Genomic DNA, 19,481 nt, shown 5'->3' on the forward strand with positions numbered 1-19,481 from the left:
CCCGCTCCCACGCGCCCCGAGCGGGCTTGTGGGAGCGGGCTTGCCCCGCGATGACCGCTATGGCGATCAACCGGCGACGAGCACCCGGATTGCTTCGAGGCGCAGTGCCGCTTTTTCCAGCGCCGCCAGGCCATCTTCACGCTGCTTGCGCAGGGCGTCGATCTCGCTGTCGCGCACGCTCGGGTTGACGGCTTTCAACGCGGTCAGGCGCGCCAGCTCCTCGTCGGTTTCGGCGGTGAGGCGCTGTTGCGCCTCGGCCATTCGCTCCTCATGCACCGGCAGGACCTTGGCCTCGCCCGCGGCGATGCGCTTGGCCAGCACGTCGCGCTGGGCCTGGATGAACTTGTTGGCGCTGGCCTTGGGCACGCTTTCGAGCTGGTCGTTGAGGGTTTCGAAGGCCACCCGCGGGCCCAGGTCGTTGCCGTTGGTATCGAGCAGGCAGCGCAGCGCGGCCGGCGGCAGGTAGCGCCCCAGCTGCAGGCTGCGCGGCGCCACCACTTCGCTGACATAGAGCAGCTCGAGCAGCACGGTGCCGGGCTTGAGCGCCTTGTTCTTGATCAGCGCCACGGCGGTGTTGCCCATCGAGCCGGACAGCACCAGGTCCATGCCACCCTGGACCATCGGGTGCTCCCAGGTCAGGAACTGCATATCCTCGCGCGACAGCGCCTGGCCACGGTCGTAGGTGATGGTCACGCCTTCGTCGTCACCCAGCGGGAAGCTGGCGTCGAGCATCTTCTCGCTCGGCTTGAGGATCAGGGCGTTTTCCGAGTGGTCCTCGCTGTCGATACCGAAGGCATCGAACAGGGTTTCCATGTAGATCGGCAGGGCGAACTGGTCGTCCTGTTCGAGGATCGCCTCGACCAGCGCCTGGCCTTCGCCGGCGCCACCGGAGTTGAGCTCCAGCAGGCGGTCGCGACCGGTGTGCAGCTCGGCCTCCAGGCGCTCGCGTTCGGCACGGGCCTCGCCGACCAGTTGGGTCCAGCCTTTGTCGTCGCCACCGGCCAGCTGTTGCAGCAGGCGCGGGCCGAACTGATGCTGCAGGGCGTTGCCGGTCGGGCAGGTGTTGAGGAAGGCGTTGAGGCCTTCGTGGTACCACTGGAACAGGCGCTCCTGCGGGCTGTCCTGCAGGTACGGGATGTGCAGTTGAATCGTGTGCTTCTGGCCGATCCGGTCGAGGCGGCCGATGCGTTGCTCGAGCAGGTCCGGGTGGGCCGGCAGGTCGAACATCACCAGGTGATGGGCGAACTGGAAGTTGCGGCCTTCGCTGCCGATCTCGGAACACACCAGCACCTGGGCGCCGAACTCTTCGTCGGCGAAGTAGGCGGCGGCGCGGTCACGCTCGAGGATGCTCATGCCTTCATGGAACACCGAGGCCGGGATGCCGGAACGCACGCGCAGGGCGTCTTCCAGGTCCATGGCGGTCTCGGCGTGGGCGCAGATCACCAGGACCTTGGTGCGCTTGAGCATCTTCAGGGTGTCGATCAGCCAATCGACCCGTGGGTCGAAACGCCACCAGCGCTCGTCGTCGCTGGCTTCGCCCTGGGCCTGGAAGGCCACTTCCGGGTACAGCTCGGCGCGCTCGCCCGAGGGCAGGTCGGCATAGGCCTCGGGATTGGCCAGCGGATAGGGGTGCAGTTGGCGCTCGGGGAAGCCCTGGATCGCCGCACGGGTGTTGCGGAACAGCACGCGGCCGGTACCGTGGCGGTCGAGCAGTTCGCGGATCAGGCGCGCGCTGGCCTGGCTGTCGCCATCGCTGACCGCGGCCAGCAGTGCTTCGCCTTCGGCGCCGAGGAAGCCCTGGATGGTGGCGTGGGCTTTCGGCGACAGGCGACCTTCGTCGAGCAGCTCCTGTACGGCTTCGGCCACCGGGCGATAGTGCTCGCTTTCGGCGCGGAAGGCGGCCAGGTCGTGGAAGCGGTTGGGGTCGAGCAGGCGCAGGCGGGCGAAGTGGCTGTCCTGGCCGAGCTGTTCAGGCGTGGCGGTGAGCAGCAGCACGCCGGGGATCACCTGGGCCAGCTGTTCGACCAGCGCGTACTCGGGGCTGGCCTGCTCTTCGTGCCAGACCAGGTGGTGGGCCTCGTCGACCACCATCAGGTCCCAGCCGGCGGCGAACAGCGCGTCCTGGGCCTTTTCGTCCTCGACCAGCCACTCCAGCGCGACCAGCGCCAGCTGGGCATCCTCGAACGGGTTGCTGGCGTCGCTTTCGATGAAGCGCTCGGCGTCGAACAGCGCGACCTGCAGGTTGAAGCGCCGGCGCATTTCCACCAGCCACTGGTGCTGGAGGTTTTCCGGCACCAGGATCAGCACGCGGCTGGCACGACCGGACAGCAGCTGGCGGTGGATGACCAGGCCGGCCTCGATGGTCTTGCCCAGGCCCACTTCGTCGGCCAGCAGTACGCGGGGGGCGATGCGGTCGGCCACTTCACGGGCGATGTGCAACTGGTGGGCGATAGGCTGCGCACGCACGCCACCCAGGCCCCACAGCGTGGAGAGCATCTGCTTGCTGGTGTGCTGCAGGGTGTTGTAGCGCAGCGAGAACCACGACAGCGGGTCGATCTGCCCGGCGAACAGGCGGTCGCTGGCCAGGCGGAACTGGATGAAGTTGGACAGCTGCGTTTCAGGCAGTGTGCGCGGCTGGTTCTGCGGGTCGATGCCGTGGTAGACCATCAGGCCGTCGATGTCCTCGACCTCCTGCACGGTCAGCTTCCAGCCTTCGAAATGGGTGATCAGGTCGCCTGGCGAGAAACGCACGCGGGTCAGCGGCGCATTGCGTAGCGAGTACTGGCGGGTGTCGCCCGTGGCCGGGTAGAGCACGGTCAACAGGCGGCCATCCTGCGCCAGGATGGTCCCAAGACCGAGCTCGGCCTCGCTGTCGCTGATCCAGCGTTGCCCCGGTTGATACTGCTGCGCCATACTGCCAAAACTCCCGCGATGAAAAAGCTGGCCATGTTACCGGATCGGCTGCGCCAGACCAAAGAATCTCAGTGAGTCTAGCGTGTTCATCGACGAACACCCGTCACGAGGGCCATGCGCCAACATGTTTGCCAAGCACTGCTGGTTGAACGTCACCTTGGGCCTGGGCAGCCTGGCGCTGCTGGCCGCCTGCGAACAGAAAAGCTTCGAGATCCTGCCGCCGATCCCGGTCGAGCAACTGGAAGTGCTCGGCGTGCAGACGCCGATCAAGAGCGTGCATTTCCATGACCGCGAGGGCGAGGGCCTGCTGGTGCTGAGCCGGGTCGACGGCCAGGCCACCGACCCCGATACCGAGGAGGAAGTCGACAAGGTGGTGCTCAAGGCCACCCTGTATGGCCGCGCCGCCAGCGCCGATGTCTTCAAGCCGCGCTGGCAGATCGAGCAGGAGACCACCTGTGCCGGCCTCGATCTCGACGTCGACTTCTATACCGATGTCAGTGATGTCGGCGACCTGAACAAGGACGGGGTCGCCGAAGTGACTGTCGCCAGCCATGCCTTCTGCGGCGGCGGTATCGATCCCCACGACATCGCCATCGAGATGCGTGAAGGCCAGGCGATCTACACCATCACCGGCCAGTCGCTGATCAGCCCGCCCGGTGAAGACCCGTTTGGCGGCGAGCGCGAAGACAGCGCCTCGTTGAAGAACGCCCCGCCAGGTGTGCGCGAACATATGGATGCGGTCTGGCAGCAGGTCTACAAGCGGCCGTGGAGCGAGTCGAGCCCTCCATCCGACGACCCGGACGAAGACGCCGAGTAGGCCCGCGCTATACTCCAGCCCGATGCGGCGTTGTGACACGCCGCACACCTTCGACCGCAGGCATTCAAGGCGGCGCGCCACCAGCCGACAACAAGGCTACAGGAGACCTCCCATGCTGCCGCCGATCATCCCGCTCAGTGCCGCCCCCGTGACCTCGCAACACGACCCGGTCAAACCACCGCCGACCATTCCACCGGTGGTACCCACGCAGCCGACCTCCAGCGACGGCACCATCGACCTGAAGAATCATCGTGATCCCGAAGAGCAGGCCTTGCTGCTGCGTGACGAGCAACGCCGCCAGCAAAAGAGGCGCAAGCAGGCTGAGGGCGATCGTTACGAGGCGGTGCCGGGCGAGGAACTCAATGCCGACAACACCGTGCCGGTGGCGCCGATGGGCGAGCGCACGCGCCAGGGGCTGCTGGTGGATATCGAAGTCTGACTGGGCTCTGTACGAAATGTATCTGCACTCGCCCATACTGCGTTGAAACGGGGCTCGGAATGCTCATGTACTCCAGTACACTGCGCTTCCTCCCCCCGTTTCGCCTTGTCTGGCCTTCGCGCAGACACATTTCGTACAGACCCTAGTCAGCGCCCCGGCAAGCCTTCATCATTAAGGCCTCTGCTGTCCGTCGAGCCCACCATGAGCCAAGACAAACTGATCGACTTCGGCGCCGAACGCGCCAAACGTATCCACGACCTCAATGACAAGCGCCTGGACGACATGCGTCAGGCCTTCGAGCAGGCCATGCCTCTGGGGCAGGCCAAGAAGAAAAAGCCCAAGGGCAAACCGAAGAAGCGCTGAAACTTGATGCAGGTCAACCCTGCACCCGCCTTCCGCGCCCGGCTCCGGGCGCCATTGACTCCGGTCAATTTTCCCCCTCCTCGCATTGGTTACCTTGCACCCATCGGATGACGGCACATCAAGGGAGGAGCCGACATGTTCTTCGACAACGTGGTTATCGCCGGGGTGGTAACAGTCGGGTTGATGTTGGCCTTCTTCGCCGGTCTGGGCATTTTCATCTGGAAGGACTCGAAAAAGCGCAACCAGCGCTGATCCTTCCCGATACACGAGCACGCAAGGCATTTAGGGCGACTTCGGTCGCCCATTTTTTTTGCCTGCGGAAATTTGACTGCTTAGATGATTAGCTAGCTAATTAATCGTTTCCGCTTTATCCTCCCTCCTGTTGTCTATCTTTCTTCCTATTACCCCCTGCGCGCCCAAGGTCCGTTTCGTGCCCATCACCCTCCAGGCCCTGTTTGCCCCCAGCAGCCTCGCCCTCAAGTTCGCCATCAAGACCTTGCTCGGTGGCGGCCTGGCGTTATGGCTGGCGATGCGCTGGGGCCTGGAGCAACCGGCATGGGCGCTGATGACCGCCTTCATCGTCGCCCAGCCGTTGTCGGGGATGGTGGTGCAAAAGGGCTTGGCGCGGTTGGCCGGCACCCTGGTCGGCACCTGCATGTCGGTGGTGTTCATCGGCCTGTTCGCCCAGACCCCGTGGCTGTTCCTGCTGACCCTGGCCTTGTGGCTGGCCCTGTGCACCGCCGCCTCGACCCAGCTGCGCAGCGCCTGGGCCTATGCATTCGTGCTGGCCGGCTACACCGTGGCGATCATCGCCCTGCCGGCGATCGACCACCCGTTGCAGGTTTTCGACCAGGCCGTGGCGCGCTGCACCGAGATCTGCCTGGGCATCGTCTGCGCCACCGCGACCAGCGCGCTGCTCTGGCCGATGCGTGTGGAGCAGCAACTGGCCGGCCAGGCTCGCCAGGCCTGGCACAACGGCCTGCAGGCAGCCAGCGCCATGCTCGGCGGCGAAGACGAGGCACACAGCGGTTTGCTCGACAGCCTTGGGCGCATCGTCGCCATCGATGCCCAGCGCGAACATGCCTGGTTCGAAGGCAGCCGCGGCCGCCAACGCGCGCGGGCGATCAGCGGCCTGAGCCAGACACTGATGGTGCTTTTGCGCATCTCACGCTCGGTGCGCAGGCAGTGGCGCCAGCTTGACGAGGGCGAAGCCAGGCATCTGGCGCCATGGCTGGACGAGGTGCGCGCGCACCTGGCCAGCCCCGACCAGCCCAGCTTGCTACTGTTGCGCCAGCGCGTCTGGGACGCTGCCCACGACGAGCGGATCAGCCCCGCCGAGCATTACTGCCTGGCGCGCCTGAGCTTGCTGCTGGACTACACGATGGCGTGCACCCAGGCCCTCGACGACGTCGAGCAGGGGCGGGCGCCGAGGCAGGCGACGCAGAGCCTGGCAACCCATCGCGACCTGTCCCTTGCCCTGCTGTTCGGTTCGCGCAGCGCCCTGGCCTTCCTGGCCATGAGCAGTTTCTGGCTGGCCACGGCCTGGCCATCGGCGCCCGGCGGCCTGGTACTCACCTGTGTGGTCTGCAGCCTGTTCGCCAGCCGCGAGAATGGCGCGCAGATCGGCCTGAGTTTCCTGCGCGGCATCCTCCTGGCCATTCCGATGGCGTTCCTGGTGGGGCAGATCCTGCTGCCGCAATGGAGCAGCTTCGCCATGCTCTGCCTGGGCATGGGCGTGCCGCTGTTCTTCGGCGCCCTGGGCATGGCCCACCCGCGTACCGGGGCGACCGCCACTTCTTATTGCCTGCACTTCATCGTCCTGGTGGCGCCGCTCAATGCCATGCATTTCGATGTGGCGAGCATGCTCAACAGTGCCCAGGCCATGCTGCTGGGCGTGGGCGCCGCGGTCTTGGCGTTCCGCTTGCTGGTGCTGCGCCACCCGGCCTGGCTTGGCCGGCGCCTGCGCGCGGCCACGCAAGGCGACCTGGTGCGCCTGACTCGGCGCGACCTGCGTGGCGCTGACAGCTGGTTTGGCGGGCGCATGGCCGACCGCCTGATGCAGCTGGCGCGGCATGCCAGCGAATTGCCCGAAGCCGAGCGCAAGCGCTGGGACGATGGCCTGCACGGCCTGGATATCGGTGACGAACTGGTGCACCTGCGCATGTGCCTGGCCGTGGCCAAGGCACCGCTGGGCAATGCCGAGCGCCAGTACCTGCAGCAGTTGCAGGCGGTACTCGCCAGCGGCCCGGCGCCGGGGCGTGGCCAGCGCCTGGACGCTGCCAGTGAACAGTTCATCGAGGCCCTGCGCCGCCAGCCGCCGAGTGACCCGCTGCGCCTGGCCATCGGCGCGGTGCTGCAATTGTGCAAGAGCTGGGGCAAGTGGTGCCGCTGGCAGGAGGAAGCCCATGGGGTTGCGTGAGTGGGCACTGGGCGGCGTGCTGCTCAGCCCGTTTCTGATCTATGTGTTGCTGGCGCTGCTGCTCACCGGGCTGTTGCGCTTCGTCGTGCAGGCTACCCCCCTGGGGCGCTGGATCTGGCACGAGGCGTTGTTCGACGCGGCGCTGTTCGTCTGTGTGCTGTATGGAGTGGTGCGCCTGTCAGGCCCTTTGTAAGGAGTAAGTCCATGCGTACAGTCGTACGTAGCCTGGTCACCCTGTGTGTGGTGATCCTCGCTGTTTTTGCCGGCTATCAACTGTGGCAGTACTACATGCTCACACCCTGGACCCGAGATGCCCGGGTGCGTGCCGACGTGGTGGTGATCGCCCCCGACGTGTCGGGCTGGGTCAGCGCGTTGAAGGTGCATGACAACCAGCAAGTGAAGGCCGGCGACCTGCTGATGAGCATCGACCGCGAACGCTTCCAGGCTGCCCTGGACCAAGCCACCGCCGTGGTCGAGACGCGTACCCAGCAGTTGCGCCTGCGCGAGCGCGAGGCCGCTCGGCGCACCGCATTGGGGCCGGAGGCGATCAGTGCCGAGTTGCGCGAGAATGCCCAGATCAACGCCGCTGTCGCCCGCGGCGAACTGCATGAGGCCGAGGCCCAGCTGCAAGTGGCGAAGATCAACCTGGCCCGCAGCGAGGTACGCGCCCCGCGCGGTGGGCATATCACCAACTTGCGCCTGGCCGAGGGCAATTTCGTCAACACCGGGCAATCGGTGATGGCGCTGGTGGACGATGCCACTTTCTATATCCAGGCGTATTTCGAAGAGACCAAGCTGCCGCGGATTCGCGTCGGCGACCCGGTCAAGGTCTGGCTCATGGGGGCGGGCGATGCGATGCAAGGGCAGGTGGAAAGCATCAGCCGGGGGATCACCGATCGTAACTCGACGCCCGATGGGCAGTTGCTGCCCGAGGTGGAGCCAACGTTCAATTGGGTGCGGCTGGCGCAGCGCATACCCGTGCGCATCCGCCTGGACCAGGTGCCCGAGGGCGTGACCCTGAGCGCCGGCATGACGGCTAGCGTGCAGGTGCATGAAACGCCTTGAGGGGGCAGGCCAGCTCCCCTGGGATTGCACATGACGTGAGGCCGGCGCGGTCGGTGTGGGAGCCGGCTTGTCGTGGCGACGAACCGCGGCGAAAGGGGCGCATCGCGCCCCCGGTACTGCGGTCTCACGGTTGCTGAGCGGTCGCCGCCAGCACGATTTCGCGAATGCACACCTGTTGCGGCTGCTGGTAGGCCCAGACGATCGCCCCGGCGACATCTTCCGCCGACAGCACCACGCCGCCCATGTCATTGGCCTTCCAGGCCTCGTAGTCGCGCTTGATGCTTTCGTTGGTGGTATGCCCGAGCAGCTCGGTCTCCACCGCGCCCGGCGCGATGGTCACCACCCGCACATTGTGCGGCGCCAGCTCCTCGCACAGGTTTTCCGACAACCCGTGCACGGCGAACTTGCTGCCTACATAGGCCACATGGTTGGGGAAGGTCTTGCGTCCGGCCACCGAGCTGACGTTGATCAGGGTGCCATGGCGCCGCTCGACCATCCCGCCGACCAGCGCGTGCACGCCGTTGAGCAGGCCTTTGACGTTGATGTCGAACATGCGCTCCCATTGTTCCGGGTCCTGTTCGTGCATCTGCCCCAGCAGCATCACCCCGGCATTGTTCACCAGGGCATCGGCCGGCCCGTATACGGCTTCGGCCTCAGCCACTGCGGCCACCAGCGCCGCGCGGTCGCGGATATCCACGGCGCGGCACAGGCAATCGGGCAACGCCAGCGCCTCCAGGCGATCCAGGCGGCGGGCGATCAGCAGCAGTGGATGGCCCGCGGCGGAAAAGCGTTGGGCGGTGGCGGCGCCGATGCCGGAGCTGGCGCCGGTGATAATGATCAGGGGTTTGTTCATGGTTGCCTCCCAGGCATAATCGCTTTCGATGGCCATGATTCTAGATAGCCCTTTCGGCCATGAAAAACGGCTTATTTCTCTAGCTGGCATCGGTTCTATCTATGGATATCCGTCATCTCAAGGCATTCATCGCGGTCTTCGAAGCGCGCAACATCACTGTAGCCGCCCAGCGCCTGTGCGTGGCGCAACCGACCTTGTCGGTGACCATCCGCCAGCTGGAAGATGACCTGGGCGCCGAGCTGTTCCTGCGCCAGGCCCGTGGGGTCGAAGTCAGCGAGCAGGCCCGTGAGCTGTATCCCCAGGCCTGCCGCATGGTGGCCGAAGCCGACGCGCTGCGCCTGCGCTTTCGCCAGGGGCAGGAGAGGGTGCCTTTGGCCCTGGGCATCGAGGCGGACATCGCGCCGGCCCAGGTCGAGGCTTGCGTGCGCCTGGCCAGTCAGGCGGTGGCGGGCCTGCAATTGACCTTGCTTGAGGGGTGCGACGGGGATGCGCGGCTGGCCGACGAGGCCCAGCGCTGCGAGGACGAACTGTTCCTGCCGTTGTGGGAGGAGGCCTTCGTGCTGGTAATGGCGACCGGCAGCCAGCCGGACGGGCGCTGGATCACCTGTCCGCAGCATCCTTCGCACCAGCGCCTGATGGGGTTGTACGGCGAAGGCGAGCAGGTTGGCCAGGCCGGTTCGTTGCAACTGGCGCTGGCCATGGTCGCCGCCGGGCTGGGCGCGGCATGGTTGCCGCAGTCCCTGGCCGAGCGCTGTCCCGGGGTCTACTGGCGGCCCGGCAGCGGCCTGGCACTGCGGCGCCGGGTCGGCTTGTGCATCAGCCATGAGGCTTTGTCACTCCCTGCCGTCGCTGCGCTGCACCAGGCCTTGAACCGAGCTTGAGCGCATTGCCCAGCGTGCGCCTCAGAGGAACATGCCCCCCGACACTTCCAGCCGCTGCCCGTTGATCCAGCCATTGCCATCCTCCAGCAACAAGGCAATCGCCGCGCCGATATCGTCGGGCAGGCCGACCCGGCCCAGCGCAGTGTTGCCAGCGATGTAGTCATTGACCTGCTGGTTGTCACGCACCACGCCCCCGCCGAAATCGGTCTCGATGGCGCCCGGCGCGAGAATGTTCACCCGGATGCCGCGCGCGCCCAGCTCTTTGGCCTGGTAGCGGGTCAGTACTTCCATGGCGCCCTTCATGGCCGCATAGGCGGCATAGCCAGGCAGGGCGAAGCGGGTCAGGCCGGTGGAGATGTTGACGATGCGTCCGCCGTCGGCCAGCAGCGGCAGCAGGCGCTGGGTAAGGAAGAACGGGCCTTTGAGCTGGATGTTCAGCAACTGGTCGAACTGCGCCTCGCTGGTCTCGCTGAATGGCACGTTCAGGCCGATACCGGCGTTGTTTACCAGGAAGTCCAGCTGACGGCGGCCGAACTGCTGTTCGAGGGTGTCGCCCAGACGCTCGGCGAAACTTGCGAAGCTGGCGCTGTCGCTGACGTCCAGTTGCAGCATGGCGGCGCGCACGCCGGCCTGCTCCAGCGTGGCCGCCACGGCGCGCGCTTCGTCGGCCTTGCTGTGGTAGGTGCCGATGATATCGATGCCACGGGCGGCCAGGTGTTCGGCGGTGTTCTTGCCCAGGCCGCGGCTGGCGCCGGTGATCAGTGCGATCTTGCGAGTCATGTCGGATACCTCGTTGTGGGTGGCTGTTGCTGATAGGTTATTGATCGGCTATAGGCTGTTAAATCCTAGGATTCCGGAAATACTGTTCGTATCAATCGGACAATGAGGATGGGTATGAACAAGCTGGATCTGCTGCGTACCTTTGTCAGGGTCAGCGAACTGAGCAGCTTCACCCTGGCCGGCGAAAGCCTGGGCCTGCCGCGCTCGACGGTCTCCGAACAGGTGCGGGCGCTGGAAAACCTGCTCGGCACGCGCTTGCTCAACCGCACCACGCGCCGGGTGCGCACGACCCAGGACGGCGCCTTGCTGTACGAGCGCAGCAAGGACCTGTTGTCGGGCATGGACGAGATCGAGAGCCTGTTCAGCGCCGACGACGCCGAACTGGCCGGGCGCCTGCGCATCGACCTGCCGACCATGATGGCGCGACGGGTCATCGTGCCGGCGCTGCCGCAGTTTCTCGAACGTTTCCCGCGCCTGGACGTCGAGATCAGCTGCACCGACCGCCAGGTCGACCTGCTCCGCGAAGGTTTCGACTGCGTGATGCGCATCGGCGCGCTCAGCGACCTGGACGTGGTGGCGCGCCCGGTCGGGCGCCTGAGCATGCGCAACTGCGCCAGCCCCGCCTATCTGCAGCGCCATGGCGTGCCTTGCAAACTGGAGGACCTGGACAGCCACCGGCTGGTCCACTACGTGCGCAACCTCGGCGCGCGCAGTGCCGGGTTCGAATACGAGCAGGGCGGCGAGCTGCGCTTCCAGGCCATGACCGGCGTGGTCACGGTGAACAACGCCGAAGCCTATTCCGCCGCCTGCCTGGCTGGGCTCGGCCTGATCCAGGTGCCGGCGGTAGGTGTCGATGAACACCTGCGCGCGGGTGAACTGGTGTCGCTGCTCGAGCCCTGGCAGGCGCGGGCCATGCCAGTGTCGCTGTTGTATGCGCGGCAGCGCCATGTGCCGCGCCGGGTGCAGGCGTTCATGAACTGGCTGGCGGTGCTGCTGGAGTCGCAGGTCGATTCTTCGGCAGGCGAAAACTGAACAGCGTGCCGGCCTCGGCACTGGAGGTCACCTCCATGCGGCCGCCGTGGGCCAGGGCGATCTGCTTGGCGATGTACAGCCCCAGGCCCAGGCCGGGCTGGGGGGCGCCGGAGATTGGCCGGCTGAAGGGCTCGAACAGCAGGGGCAGGGTTTGCGGGGCGATCGGCGTGCCCTGGTTGTGCACGCTCAGGTCGAAGGTATCGTCGCTGAGGGTGGCGCGCACGGTCACCGGGCCTTGTGGGTCGCCATGAAGAAGGGCATTGGCGATCAGGTTGGACAACAGTTGCGTGATCCGCTCGCGGTCACACAGCAGCCCGCCGACCTGGCCGATGTCGAGGATGATGCGCCGCTGCGGGTGCACGCGCTGCAGCTCGGAGGCCACATGGCCGAGGGCGTCCGGCAGGTCGGGGCAGGGCTGCAGGTTCAGTGGGATCCCGGCACCAAGGCGGCCACGGGCGAAATCCAGCATGTCGCGCACCAGCTCGGTGGCTCGCTGGCCGCAGGTGAGGATATGCAGGGCGATGGCCCGTTGCTTGTCGTCCGTCAGGCGCTGGCTGAGCAGTTCGGCACCGGCGGTGATGGCGAACAGCGGGTTGCGCAAATCGTGGCCGAGCACGGCGATGAACTGCTCGCGGACCTCGGCCATGGCCCGCTCTTTGTGCAGGGCGCGTTCGGTGCGCTGGGCGCTTTCCTCACTTTCGATCTGGATGGCCAGCAGGCGGGCGAACGATTCCATCATCGGCTGGATTGCCGTGCCCTTGAGCGACGTTGGCTTGGCGTCCAGGGCACAGATGGTACCGAAGAAGCTGCCGTCGGTACGTAGCACCGGAACCGAAATATAGCTTTCGAAGCGGTACTGGCGCGGGGCGTGGTGACGGCAGTACTGCTCGTCCTCGCTGGCCTTGTCGATCACGATGGTCTGGCGTGTGCTGCGGATTTCGTGGCACAGCGTGGAGGCGACCTCGAGTTCGCCGCCTACCTCGAGGCCGAATCCCAGGGTGTCGAGCACCGCGCAGGCGGTCCAGCTGCTTTCGGTCACCCGGGCCACGGCGGCAAAGCGCAGGCCAGTGGTCTCGCAGATCACCTGGAGGATGGCCGGCACGGCGTTGATGCGGCCAATGATGGCAATGTCGGCGGTGACGGCCTGGGTCATGAGGGGCGGATCCGATAACAACGAAAGGGCTCGAAAATCCAGTCTAGCGGGCCTTGGCGCGAGGGGTGAAAAACCTTGGCGAACGGTCTGGCACTTGGGTTAGGCTGGCACTTGCGCGTTGCCCGCCAGAGGCGACCGCCCCCTCTGCGTGCGTCACTTCCGAATTCTTTGCGAGGTTACGCCATGGCCATTACATCCCAGGACATCTGCATCGCCGCCGACCAGCTCAAGGGCTTCGTTGGCTTTCACGGCAAGCGCGGCACCCATATCGTGCGGTTTTCAGAGGACGCGTTCGGCATGGACGTGGCCGACGCCAGCATCACCCCCTGCAGCGAGTTCGTCTGGCGGCCCGAGGCCGATGCACGCATGGCGCTGTGCCGGGAGCGCCTGGCGTTGCTGCTGGAACAGCATGTGGACGATCGGTTGAACATCGGCGAGCCATTGCGCATCTACCTCAACCGTACCGACTTGCCCGAGATCGTGGCTGAGCGCAACCTGCGCTGAATCCCGTGGCAGTGCGGTCAGGACGCATCCTGGCGAACTTCGCGGTTCGCCAGCAGCGCCTCGAACCCTGCCCGGTCCACGGGCTTGCTCAGGTAGTAGCCCTGCACCTCGTGGCACTGCTCCTTGTCCAGCGCCTTCAACTGCTGCTCGGTCTCCACGCCCTCGGCGGTGACCGTCAGCCCCATGGCCTTGCCCAGGTTGATGATCGCCTGGACCACGGCCCGGTCATTGCCGCTCTGGCTGCTCAGCCCGGCGATGAAGCGCTTGTCGATCTTGATGCTGTCGAAGGGGTAGGTGCGCAGGTAGCCCAGTGACGAGTAGCCGGTGCCGAAGTCGTCCATGTTCAGGCGCACGCCCAGTTCCTTGAGCGCGAGCATGGTGCCCAGGGCGCCTTCGATGTCGTTGAGCATCACGTTCTCGGTGATTTCCAGCTCCAGGCGCTGGGCCGGGAAGCCGGTGTCGAGCAACACCTGGCGCACATCGGCGACCACATCGCTGCGGGAGAACTGCGCGGGCGACAGGTTGACCGAGACCAGCAGCTCTTCAGGCCAGTCACGGGCATTGCGGCAGGCTTCTTCGAGCACCCAGCGACCCAGCGGGACGATCAGGTCGCTCTGTTCGGCCAGCGGAATGAAAGTATCCGGCCCGATCAGCCCTTCCTGGGGGTGCTCCCAGCGCAAAAGGGCTTCCACCGAAACGATGCGCAGGTCGTCCAGGCGGTAGCGCGGCTGGTAGTGCAGTACGAACTCGTGCTGCTTGATCGCCCGGCGCAGGTCGTTTTCCAGCTGGCGGCGGTACTGGATCTGCTGGTTCATCTCCGGCGAGAAGTAACGCCAGGTGTTCTTGCCGTCGGCCTTGGCCTGGTACAGGGCGATGTCGGCGCAACGGATCAGTTCGCCGGCATCGTAGCCCTGGGCCCGGGTCTGGGCGATGCCGATGCTGGCACCGATGTGCAGCTGGTGTTCCTCGAAACCGATGGGCTGCTGCAGCAAGTCGAGCAGGCGCGCGCAGAAACGGTCGATCTCGCTGCGGTTGTCCAGGCCGTGCAGGGCCAGGACGAACTCATCGCCACCCAGGCGGGCAACCAGATCATCGTCGCGGGTGGTATCGCGCAGGCGGCTGGCCACTTCCTGCAACACCGCGTCGCCGGCAGGGTGGCCGAGGGAGTCGTTGATCGGCTTGAAGCTGTCCAGGTCGAGCAGCAACAGCGTGAGGGGCGGCGAGTCACTGCCGCGCAGCAGGGCTTGTTCGAGGTGGCGCGACAGTTTGTTGCGGTTGGCCAGGCCCGTCAGGGCGTCGTGCATCGACAGGTGCTGGATGCGGGCATGGGCGGCAACCTCGTCGGTGATGTCGCTGGCGGTGCCGCGAAATCCGGCGAGCTTGCCCTCATAGATGATCGAGCGCGCCGACACGCGGCAGTAACGGTTCTGCCCGGTGGCGTCATCGTAGTTGCAACGCAGGTTGGCCAGTTGCTGCGTGTCGCTGTCGGCCTGATTGTCGAGCCAGGGCAGCAGGGGCGTGGTGTCGCAGGCCAGCAATTGGTTGAGCGGCTGGCCGAGCCAGTCTTCGATGCGGTAGCCGGTGACGCTGACGAAGCGCTGCGACAGGTAGGTCAGGCGGTGATGGCGGTCGGTTTCCCAGATCCAGTCCGATGCGGCTTCGGCCACTGCGCGAAAGCGCTGTTCACTGGCTTCCAGGGCGCGGTTGCTCTGCTGCAATCGCAGCAGGCTTTCATCTATTGCCCGGGAACTGCGCAGGGCGTGGCGGAACAGGTAGAGCAGTACCAGGCCAAGCACCAGGAACACTGCCAGCAGCGGTGGCAGGAAGGCATGGAGCAGTTGGCGGCCCGGCAGCGGCGTGTTCCAGGCCAGGTGGTAGCCGGTTTCACCCAGGGCGATCTGCGGTTGTCCGGCCTGGGCGGCGTCGTTCTTCTCCAGGCGCATGCCGGTCAGGCCTGCGCCCTTGCCCAGCACGGCGAGCTTGGCCTCGGTCAGCTGGTCGACGAATATCATCACCGGCGCCTGTTTTACATCTGCCTCGGTCACTTCCTTGTCCGGGCGTACTGCCGCAGCGCTGAGCACTGCGGGCCAGCCGTTGAAGCGCACGAAATGGGTTACCTGCTCGCGGGCCGGTGCTGCCCTGCGCGCCGCGTCGATGATCGCCGCCAGGGGGCTGTCGATATGGGCGCTGGCCGGCGAGTCGGTGGGTTTGCCCTTGAACAGGGCATAGGTGGTACGACCATTCTCGACCACGAACACGCCTTCGTAGCCGCTGGCGCTGTACAGCGATTCGCCGACATTTTTCTCGTCATAGGCCCACTGCCAGTCGACCTTGCCTACCAGATGTTCGTAGGCGACGTCCCAGACGGCGTAGCTGGAGAGGAACTGGCGCGAGGCCACCAACCGCTGCTCCAGCGCCTGGGTGGCCTGGAAGGTGCTCTGTTCCTGCGCCTGGCGGTCCAGCGTGGCGGCGATGTTGAACAACGCCACCAGGGTGAACACGCAGGCGAGCCCGAACAGCGCGCAGAAGCCGCCGACCAGGCGGCGCACTTGCAGGCGCGAGGTGGGGCTGGAGGGTGAAAGGTCGACGTTCCTGTCCATGTACGGGCGACTCCTTCGACTGCTGTCTGCGCCCGAGGCCTGGGCGAAGGTTCAGTCAGGATAGGCCAGCCTGAGCGTGGCGGCCTCGCCGCGAGCGAAATTGACCTGGTCGCGACCCTGGTGCTTGGCGGCATACAGGGCCTTGTCGGCCTGGTCCAGCCAATGCTCGGGCGAGGCGAGGTCGGGTCGAAAGTCGGCCAGGCCGATGCTCAGGCTGATGCGCAAGCCCGGCAAGTGCGGGTTGCGGTAGGCGGCCACGCGTTCGCGCAGGCGCTCCATGGCCTGGCAGGCCTGGGCTTCGTGGGTGCCGGGGAGGATCACGCAGAACTCGTCGCCGCCATAGCGCCCGGCCAGGTCATCCTCGCGCAGGGTGCGCGTGATCTCCTGGCTGAGCTGGCGCAGCACGCAGTCGCCGACCACATGGCCGTAGGTATCATTGATGGTCTTGAAGTGGTCGATGTCGATCAGCGCGATGACCGCCGGCAGCCGTTGCTGCTGGCAGATCTGGAACTTGAGCAGCAGCAGGTCTTTCCACGAGCCATGGTTGAGCAGGCCGGTGAGGCTGTCGGTTCGGCTCAGGGCGCTGAGGCGGCGCTTGTGTTCGGTCAGCTTGATCGCCAGCTGATAGCACACCCAGCCCAGGGCCAGGGGGTAGAAGGTCAGCATCGGCAGGCAGGCGAGGACCTGCAACTGCGTGGCCTGTGTCTGCAGGCCGGTGCCGAGCAGCGCGGTGGCCAGGAGCATGCCGCACAGCTGCGCCAGCAGGCCACGCAGCAGCACGCGTTTGCCACCGGCGGCGACGTTGTTCATGGTCATCATCGACAGGATGGTGACGCTGGGTAGCGGGTTGAAGTGGATAGCCGCAGTCCAGAAACCGCCCATCAGCGAATCCAGCAGGATGTTGCGCTGCTCGGCCTGGTAGGGGGTGGCCGAGCGCAGGGCCCACTGATAGGCCACGTGTGGCCAGACCAGGCCATTGAGCAGCAGCAAGGCCCAGGCCCAGGTCGGTGGGTTCAGCGGGGCGATGGCGGCCATCACGCTGAACAGGCCGATTCCCAGGCCGATGATGCGCGGCAGGTAGATGCGCCTGACGAAAGAGAGCCCCTTGCCGCTGCGGTTGTCGATCATGGTTGTCGTTCTTCTGTGAAGCGCCGTTTATCGCATAAGTAATGTGAATATTGTTGAACAATCGTTCATCGGCGAAAAATGACCTTACAAGCCATTTCACGGTTTATCCGACCCTGTGGAGTAATATGAAGGCTTTCCTCTTTTGCGGAGTGCTGCTGCTCATGGTCCCCATGGCTACCCTCGCCGGCGAGCCGGCACCGCAGCGTGACGGACGCTTTCACAACCAGGTCGAACTGCCCAAGGATGGCGTGCTCAAGAAGTTGCGCATCGGCGTCAAGTACCTGTTGCTGCGCAAGCCACCGCAAACCCGACCGGATGCGTCGCTGAACCTGCAGCCGATGACCCGCCAGCAGGTGGCTGACGCACCGGACCACAGCCTGTGGCGTCTCGGCCATTCCACTGTGCTGCTCAAGTTGCGCGGGCGCTTCTTCATTACCGACCCGGTGTTTGCCGAGCGCGCCTCGCCGGTGCAATGGGCCGGGCCGTTGCGCTTCCATGCACCGCCGCTGGCGCTGAGCGACCTGCCGCCACTGACCGCGGTAATTCTCTCCCACGACCATTACGACCATCTGGATGAGCAGGCCATCCGCCAGCTGGCACCGCGCACCGAGCATTTCCTCGCACCGTTGGGCGTGGGGGACCTGCTGGTGGAGTGGGGCGTGCCGCCGGCCAAGGTGCGGCAACTGGACTGGTGGCAGGAAACCGAAGTCGAAGGTGTGCGCTTCGTCGCCACGCCTGCCCAGCACTTTTCCGGGCGCGGGCTGTTCGACAGCAACCGCAGGCTTTGGGCGTCCTGGGTGATGATCGACGAAGGGCTGCGGCTGTTCTTCAGCGGCGACACCGGCTATTTCGACGGTTTCCGTGAAATCGGCGAGCAGTATGGGCCGTTCGACCTGACCCTGATGGAGACTGGCGCCTACAACGTTGCCTGGCCCAATGTGCACATGCAGCCGGAACAGACCCTGCAGGCGCACCTGGACTTGCGAGGCCGCTGGCTGTTGCCGATTCATAACGGCACCTTCGACCTGTCCATCCACGGTTGGCAGGAGCCCTTCGAGCGCATCCTGGCCCTGGCCAACGCCGCCCAGGTGCAACTGAGCACGCCGCAGATGGGCGAGCGGGTCAGCCTCGACTCGCCGCATCCCGGGCAGAACTGGTGGCGGCCACGGCCATTGCCGCAGCGGGGCAGGGGAGCCGAGCGGGCGGTCGCGGCGCGTTAATCCTTTTTCGGCTTTTCATCCTTGAGCAATTGCGAGGGGGGCTTGCCGCTGTCGCTGCGCACCTGGGCGTGGCTGATCAGGGCAAAGATGAAGCTGCCGCCGATGATGTTGCCCGCCAGGGTGGGCAATGCGAAGTCGAGCCAGAACGCTTGCCAGGTTTCATCGCCGGCCCAGACCAGGTACGACACTTCCACCGAACCCACGACAATGTGGGTGAAGTCGCCCAGGGCCATCAGGTAGGTGATCACCAGGATGATCCAGATCTTGGCGTGCTCCATGGACGGGATCATCCAGACCATGGTGGCGATCATCCAGCCGGAGACGATGCCTTTGGCGAACATCTGGCTGATGTCGTTGGTCATCACCTTGCGGCCCACTTCAAGGAAGGCGACGTCGGTCTTGCTGTCGAAGATCGGCAGTTCGAGCATCACCCAGGCCACCAGTAGCGTACCGGCCAGGTTGCCGAGCAGGACGACGCTCCACAGGCGCAGCAGCCGGCCCAGGTTTGTCAGGGTGGGCGCGGTCATCACCGGGAGCACGGCGGTCAGGGTGTTCTCGGTGAACAGTTGCTGGCGGGCGAGGATCACCGCCAGGAACCCTGCGCTGTAACCCAGGCTGGCGACCACCTGGGCACTGTCGCCTTCCGGCAGGCGGGCATAGAACAGCCCCATGGCCATCAATGACAGGCCCATGGTCAGGCCTGCCGCCAGAGCCGACCACCACAGCGCGGTGAGGGTGCGCTCCAGTTCCTGATCGCCCTGGTAGCGGATGATCTCGTGCAACACTGCCGCCCGCGGCGGCTGGTTGTGGCTGACTTCCTGCTCTTCGTCCGGCGACAGCCCGGGGGTCTTTTCGCTCTGTGCATCGCTCATGGCAAAGCCGCTCCGCTTGCGTGTTTCTCTACAGAGCGGCAACCGTGCCGAATAGTTGCCGGCGGGCCGCTGGATGGCCATCGAAAGTTTTTTCAGATCAGGGTGTTGACTCTGAAATCAAACCGCGTATTATTCGCCTCCTCGCAGCGTTGAACGCCACGAGGCAAGCGGTAAGTTGTTGAGGTTGAAGGTGTTTTGCAAGAAACGACTTCTGAAATACTTCAAAATAAACGCTTGACAGCAAATGAGGAAAGCGTAGAATGCGCGCCTCGGTTGAGACGAAAAGCTCTTAGCCAAACGCTCTTTAACAAATTGAATCAAGCAATTCGTGTGGGTGCTTGTGAGTACGGACTGATAGTCGCCAAGATTATCAGCATCACAAGTGGCCATGCGAGAAATCACATAGTCATTTGAGATTGCTGAGCCAAGTTTAGGGTTTCTT

At 65.3% G+C, this 19,481-nt stretch carries 19 protein-coding genes; 11 read left to right on the forward strand and 8 right to left on the reverse strand.

The window, feature by feature from the left end; genetic code table 11:
* Window positions 1–66: 66 nt before the first annotated feature.
* Window positions 67–2,913: an RNA polymerase-associated protein RapA gene (rapA, locus tag ABZO33_RS25730; RefSeq protein WP_414538340.1), complete on the reverse strand. Its 2,847-nt coding sequence runs from the start codon at window positions 2,911–2,913 to the stop codon at window positions 67–69.
* 124 nt (window positions 2,914–3,037) lie between these two features.
* On the opposite strand from rapA, the gene ABZO33_RS25735 reads away from it, so the two are divergent.
* The 7 genes from ABZO33_RS25735 to ABZO33_RS25765 all read left to right on the forward strand — a co-directional run bounded on the left by ABZO33_RS25735 (window position 3,038) and on the right by ABZO33_RS25765 (window position 8,016).
* Entirely contained in the window at window positions 3,038–3,730 is a 693-nt protein-coding gene (locus ABZO33_RS25735) for a M949_RS01915 family surface polysaccharide biosynthesis protein (protein WP_414538341.1), read from the forward strand.
* Between the two features lie 112 nt (window positions 3,731–3,842).
* A complete protein-coding gene (locus tag ABZO33_RS25740; RefSeq protein WP_110704400.1) occupies window positions 3,843–4,169 on the forward strand; it encodes an aspartate-semialdehyde dehydrogenase in 327 nt (108 codons plus the stop codon).
* 201 nt (window positions 4,170–4,370) lie between these two features.
* Window positions 4,371–4,532: a hypothetical protein gene (locus ABZO33_RS25745; protein WP_217868648.1), complete on the forward strand. Its 162-nt coding sequence runs from the start codon at window positions 4,371–4,373 to the stop codon at window positions 4,530–4,532.
* A 135-nt stretch (window positions 4,533–4,667) separates the two neighbouring features.
* Window positions 4,668–4,784, forward strand: coding sequence for a cytochrome c oxidase subunit CcoM (gene ccoM / locus ABZO33_RS25750; RefSeq protein WP_023629476.1), 117 nt, complete (start codon window positions 4,668–4,670; stop codon window positions 4,782–4,784).
* Between the two features lie 178 nt (window positions 4,785–4,962).
* Entirely contained in the window at window positions 4,963–6,951 is a 1,989-nt protein-coding gene (locus ABZO33_RS25755) for an FUSC family protein (RefSeq protein ID WP_414538342.1), read from the forward strand.
* Window positions 6,938–7,144: a DUF1656 domain-containing protein gene (locus ABZO33_RS25760; RefSeq protein ID WP_414538343.1), complete on the forward strand. Its 207-nt coding sequence runs from the start codon at window positions 6,938–6,940 to the stop codon at window positions 7,142–7,144. Before ABZO33_RS25755 ends, ABZO33_RS25760 begins: the two co-directional genes overlap by 14 nt.
* 11 nt (window positions 7,145–7,155) lie before the next feature.
* Window positions 7,156–8,016 carry an efflux RND transporter periplasmic adaptor subunit gene (locus ABZO33_RS25765; RefSeq protein ID WP_414538344.1) on the forward strand — a complete coding sequence of 287 codons (861 nt, stop codon included), beginning with the start codon at window positions 7,156–7,158 and terminating at the stop codon, window positions 8,014–8,016.
* 124 nt (window positions 8,017–8,140) lie between these two features.
* On the opposite strand, the gene ABZO33_RS25770 is transcribed toward ABZO33_RS25765, so the two are convergent.
* Window positions 8,141–8,869, reverse strand: a complete 729-nt coding sequence (locus ABZO33_RS25770; protein ID WP_414538345.1) for an SDR family oxidoreductase — start codon at window positions 8,867–8,869, stop codon at window positions 8,141–8,143.
* 101 nt (window positions 8,870–8,970) lie between these two features.
* Between ABZO33_RS25770 and ABZO33_RS25775 the strand changes: the two genes are divergently transcribed.
* On the forward strand, window positions 8,971–9,750 hold the full coding sequence (locus ABZO33_RS25775) for a LysR family transcriptional regulator (RefSeq protein ID WP_414538346.1): 780 nt from the start codon (window positions 8,971–8,973) through the stop codon (window positions 9,748–9,750).
* Window positions 9,751–9,771: 21 nt separating this feature from the next.
* Here ABZO33_RS25775 and ABZO33_RS25780 read toward each other — a convergent pair whose 3' ends face one another.
* Complete coding sequence (locus ABZO33_RS25780; protein ID WP_414538347.1) at window positions 9,772–10,530, reverse strand: SDR family NAD(P)-dependent oxidoreductase; 759 nt, start codon at window positions 10,528–10,530, stop codon at window positions 9,772–9,774.
* Between the two features lie 114 nt (window positions 10,531–10,644).
* Here ABZO33_RS25780 and ABZO33_RS25785 point away from each other — a divergent pair, with 114 nt between their 5' ends.
* On the forward strand, window positions 10,645–11,562 hold the full coding sequence (locus tag ABZO33_RS25785; RefSeq protein ID WP_414538348.1) for a LysR family transcriptional regulator: 918 nt from the start codon (window positions 10,645–10,647) through the stop codon (window positions 11,560–11,562).
* On the opposite strand, the gene ABZO33_RS25790 is transcribed toward ABZO33_RS25785, so the two are convergent.
* On the reverse strand, window positions 11,501–12,715 hold the full coding sequence (locus ABZO33_RS25790; RefSeq protein ID WP_414538349.1) for an ATP-binding protein: 1,215 nt from the start codon (window positions 12,713–12,715) through the stop codon (window positions 11,501–11,503). The genes ABZO33_RS25785 and ABZO33_RS25790 overlap by 62 nt on opposite strands.
* Window positions 12,716–12,898: 183 nt before the next feature.
* On the opposite strand from ABZO33_RS25790, the gene ABZO33_RS25795 reads away from it, so the two are divergent.
* Window positions 12,899–13,219 carry a DUF2025 family protein gene (locus ABZO33_RS25795; protein WP_414538350.1) on the forward strand — a complete coding sequence of 107 codons (321 nt, stop codon included), beginning with the start codon at window positions 12,899–12,901 and terminating at the stop codon, window positions 13,217–13,219.
* 17 nt (window positions 13,220–13,236) lie between these two features.
* On the opposite strand, the gene ABZO33_RS25800 is transcribed toward ABZO33_RS25795, so the two are convergent.
* Window positions 13,237–15,819 (reverse strand): EAL domain-containing protein, encoded by a 2,583-nt coding sequence (locus ABZO33_RS25800; protein WP_414538351.1) that lies wholly within the window; start codon window positions 15,817–15,819, stop codon window positions 13,237–13,239.
* Window positions 15,820–15,870: 51 nt separating this feature from the next.
* Entirely contained in the window at window positions 15,871–16,947 is a 1,077-nt protein-coding gene (locus ABZO33_RS25805; protein ID WP_414538352.1) for a diguanylate cyclase, read from the reverse strand.
* Window positions 16,948–17,072: 125 nt separating this feature from the next.
* On the opposite strand from ABZO33_RS25805, the gene ABZO33_RS25810 reads away from it, so the two are divergent.
* On the forward strand, window positions 17,073–18,167 hold the full coding sequence (locus ABZO33_RS25810) for an MBL fold metallo-hydrolase (RefSeq protein ID WP_414538353.1): 1,095 nt from the start codon (window positions 17,073–17,075) through the stop codon (window positions 18,165–18,167).
* Here the strand turns inward: ABZO33_RS25810 and ABZO33_RS25815 are convergent.
* A complete protein-coding gene (locus ABZO33_RS25815; protein ID WP_414538354.1) occupies window positions 18,164–19,039 on the reverse strand; it encodes a formate/nitrite transporter family protein in 876 nt (291 codons plus the stop codon). The two genes, ABZO33_RS25810 and ABZO33_RS25815, sit on opposite strands and share 4 nt — an antisense overlap.
* Window positions 19,040–19,168: 129 nt before the next feature.
* Window positions 19,169–19,481, reverse strand: a 313-nt coding sequence (locus ABZO33_RS25820) for a hypothetical protein (RefSeq protein WP_414538355.1), incomplete at its 5' end; no start/stop codon positions are given.

This window comes from Pseudomonas sp. CAM1A, assembly GCF_047501685.1.
In the GTDB taxonomy this organism is placed as follows: Bacteria; Pseudomonadota; Gammaproteobacteria; order Pseudomonadales; family Pseudomonadaceae; genus Aquipseudomonas.

What these genes read in the sequence shown, in the direction of transcription:
- ABZO33_RS25790 (WP_414538349.1), bottom strand. Translation starts at nt 12,715, where the DNA reads ATGACCCAGGCCGTCACCGCCGACATTGCCATCATTGGCCGCATCAAC.
- ABZO33_RS25740 (WP_110704400.1), top strand. Translation starts at nt 3,843, where the DNA reads ATGCTGCCGCCGATCATCCCGCTCAGTGCCGCCCCCGTGACCTCGCAA.
- ABZO33_RS25805 (WP_414538352.1), bottom strand. Translation starts at nt 16,947, where the DNA reads ATGATCGACAACCGCAGCGGCAAGGGGCTCTCTTTCGTCAGGCGCATC.
- ABZO33_RS25800 (WP_414538351.1), bottom strand. Translation starts at nt 15,819, where the DNA reads ATGGACAGGAACGTCGACCTTTCACCCTCCAGCCCCACCTCGCGCCTG.
- ABZO33_RS25815 (WP_414538354.1), bottom strand. Translation starts at nt 19,039, where the DNA reads ATGAGCGATGCACAGAGCGAAAAGACCCCCGGGCTGTCGCCGGACGAA.
- rapA (WP_414538340.1), bottom strand. Translation starts at nt 2,913, where the DNA reads ATGGCGCAGCAGTATCAACCGGGGCAACGCTGGATCAGCGACAGCGAG.
- ABZO33_RS25735 (WP_414538341.1), top strand. Translation starts at nt 3,038, where the DNA reads ATGTTTGCCAAGCACTGCTGGTTGAACGTCACCTTGGGCCTGGGCAGC.
- ABZO33_RS25765 (WP_414538344.1), top strand. Translation starts at nt 7,156, where the DNA reads ATGCGTACAGTCGTACGTAGCCTGGTCACCCTGTGTGTGGTGATCCTC.
- ABZO33_RS25785 (WP_414538348.1), top strand. Translation starts at nt 10,645, where the DNA reads ATGAACAAGCTGGATCTGCTGCGTACCTTTGTCAGGGTCAGCGAACTG.
- ABZO33_RS25795 (WP_414538350.1), top strand. Translation starts at nt 12,899, where the DNA reads ATGGCCATTACATCCCAGGACATCTGCATCGCCGCCGACCAGCTCAAG.
- ABZO33_RS25745 (WP_217868648.1), top strand. Translation starts at nt 4,371, where the DNA reads ATGAGCCAAGACAAACTGATCGACTTCGGCGCCGAACGCGCCAAACGT.
- ABZO33_RS25780 (WP_414538347.1), bottom strand. Translation starts at nt 10,530, where the DNA reads ATGACTCGCAAGATCGCACTGATCACCGGCGCCAGCCGCGGCCTGGGC.
- ABZO33_RS25775 (WP_414538346.1), top strand. Translation starts at nt 8,971, where the DNA reads ATGGATATCCGTCATCTCAAGGCATTCATCGCGGTCTTCGAAGCGCGC.
- ABZO33_RS25810 (WP_414538353.1), top strand. Translation starts at nt 17,073, where the DNA reads ATGAAGGCTTTCCTCTTTTGCGGAGTGCTGCTGCTCATGGTCCCCATG.
- ABZO33_RS25760 (WP_414538343.1), top strand. Translation starts at nt 6,938, where the DNA reads ATGGGGTTGCGTGAGTGGGCACTGGGCGGCGTGCTGCTCAGCCCGTTT.
- ABZO33_RS25770 (WP_414538345.1), bottom strand. Translation starts at nt 8,869, where the DNA reads ATGAACAAACCCCTGATCATTATCACCGGCGCCAGCTCCGGCATCGGC.
- ccoM (WP_023629476.1), top strand. Translation starts at nt 4,668, where the DNA reads ATGTTCTTCGACAACGTGGTTATCGCCGGGGTGGTAACAGTCGGGTTG.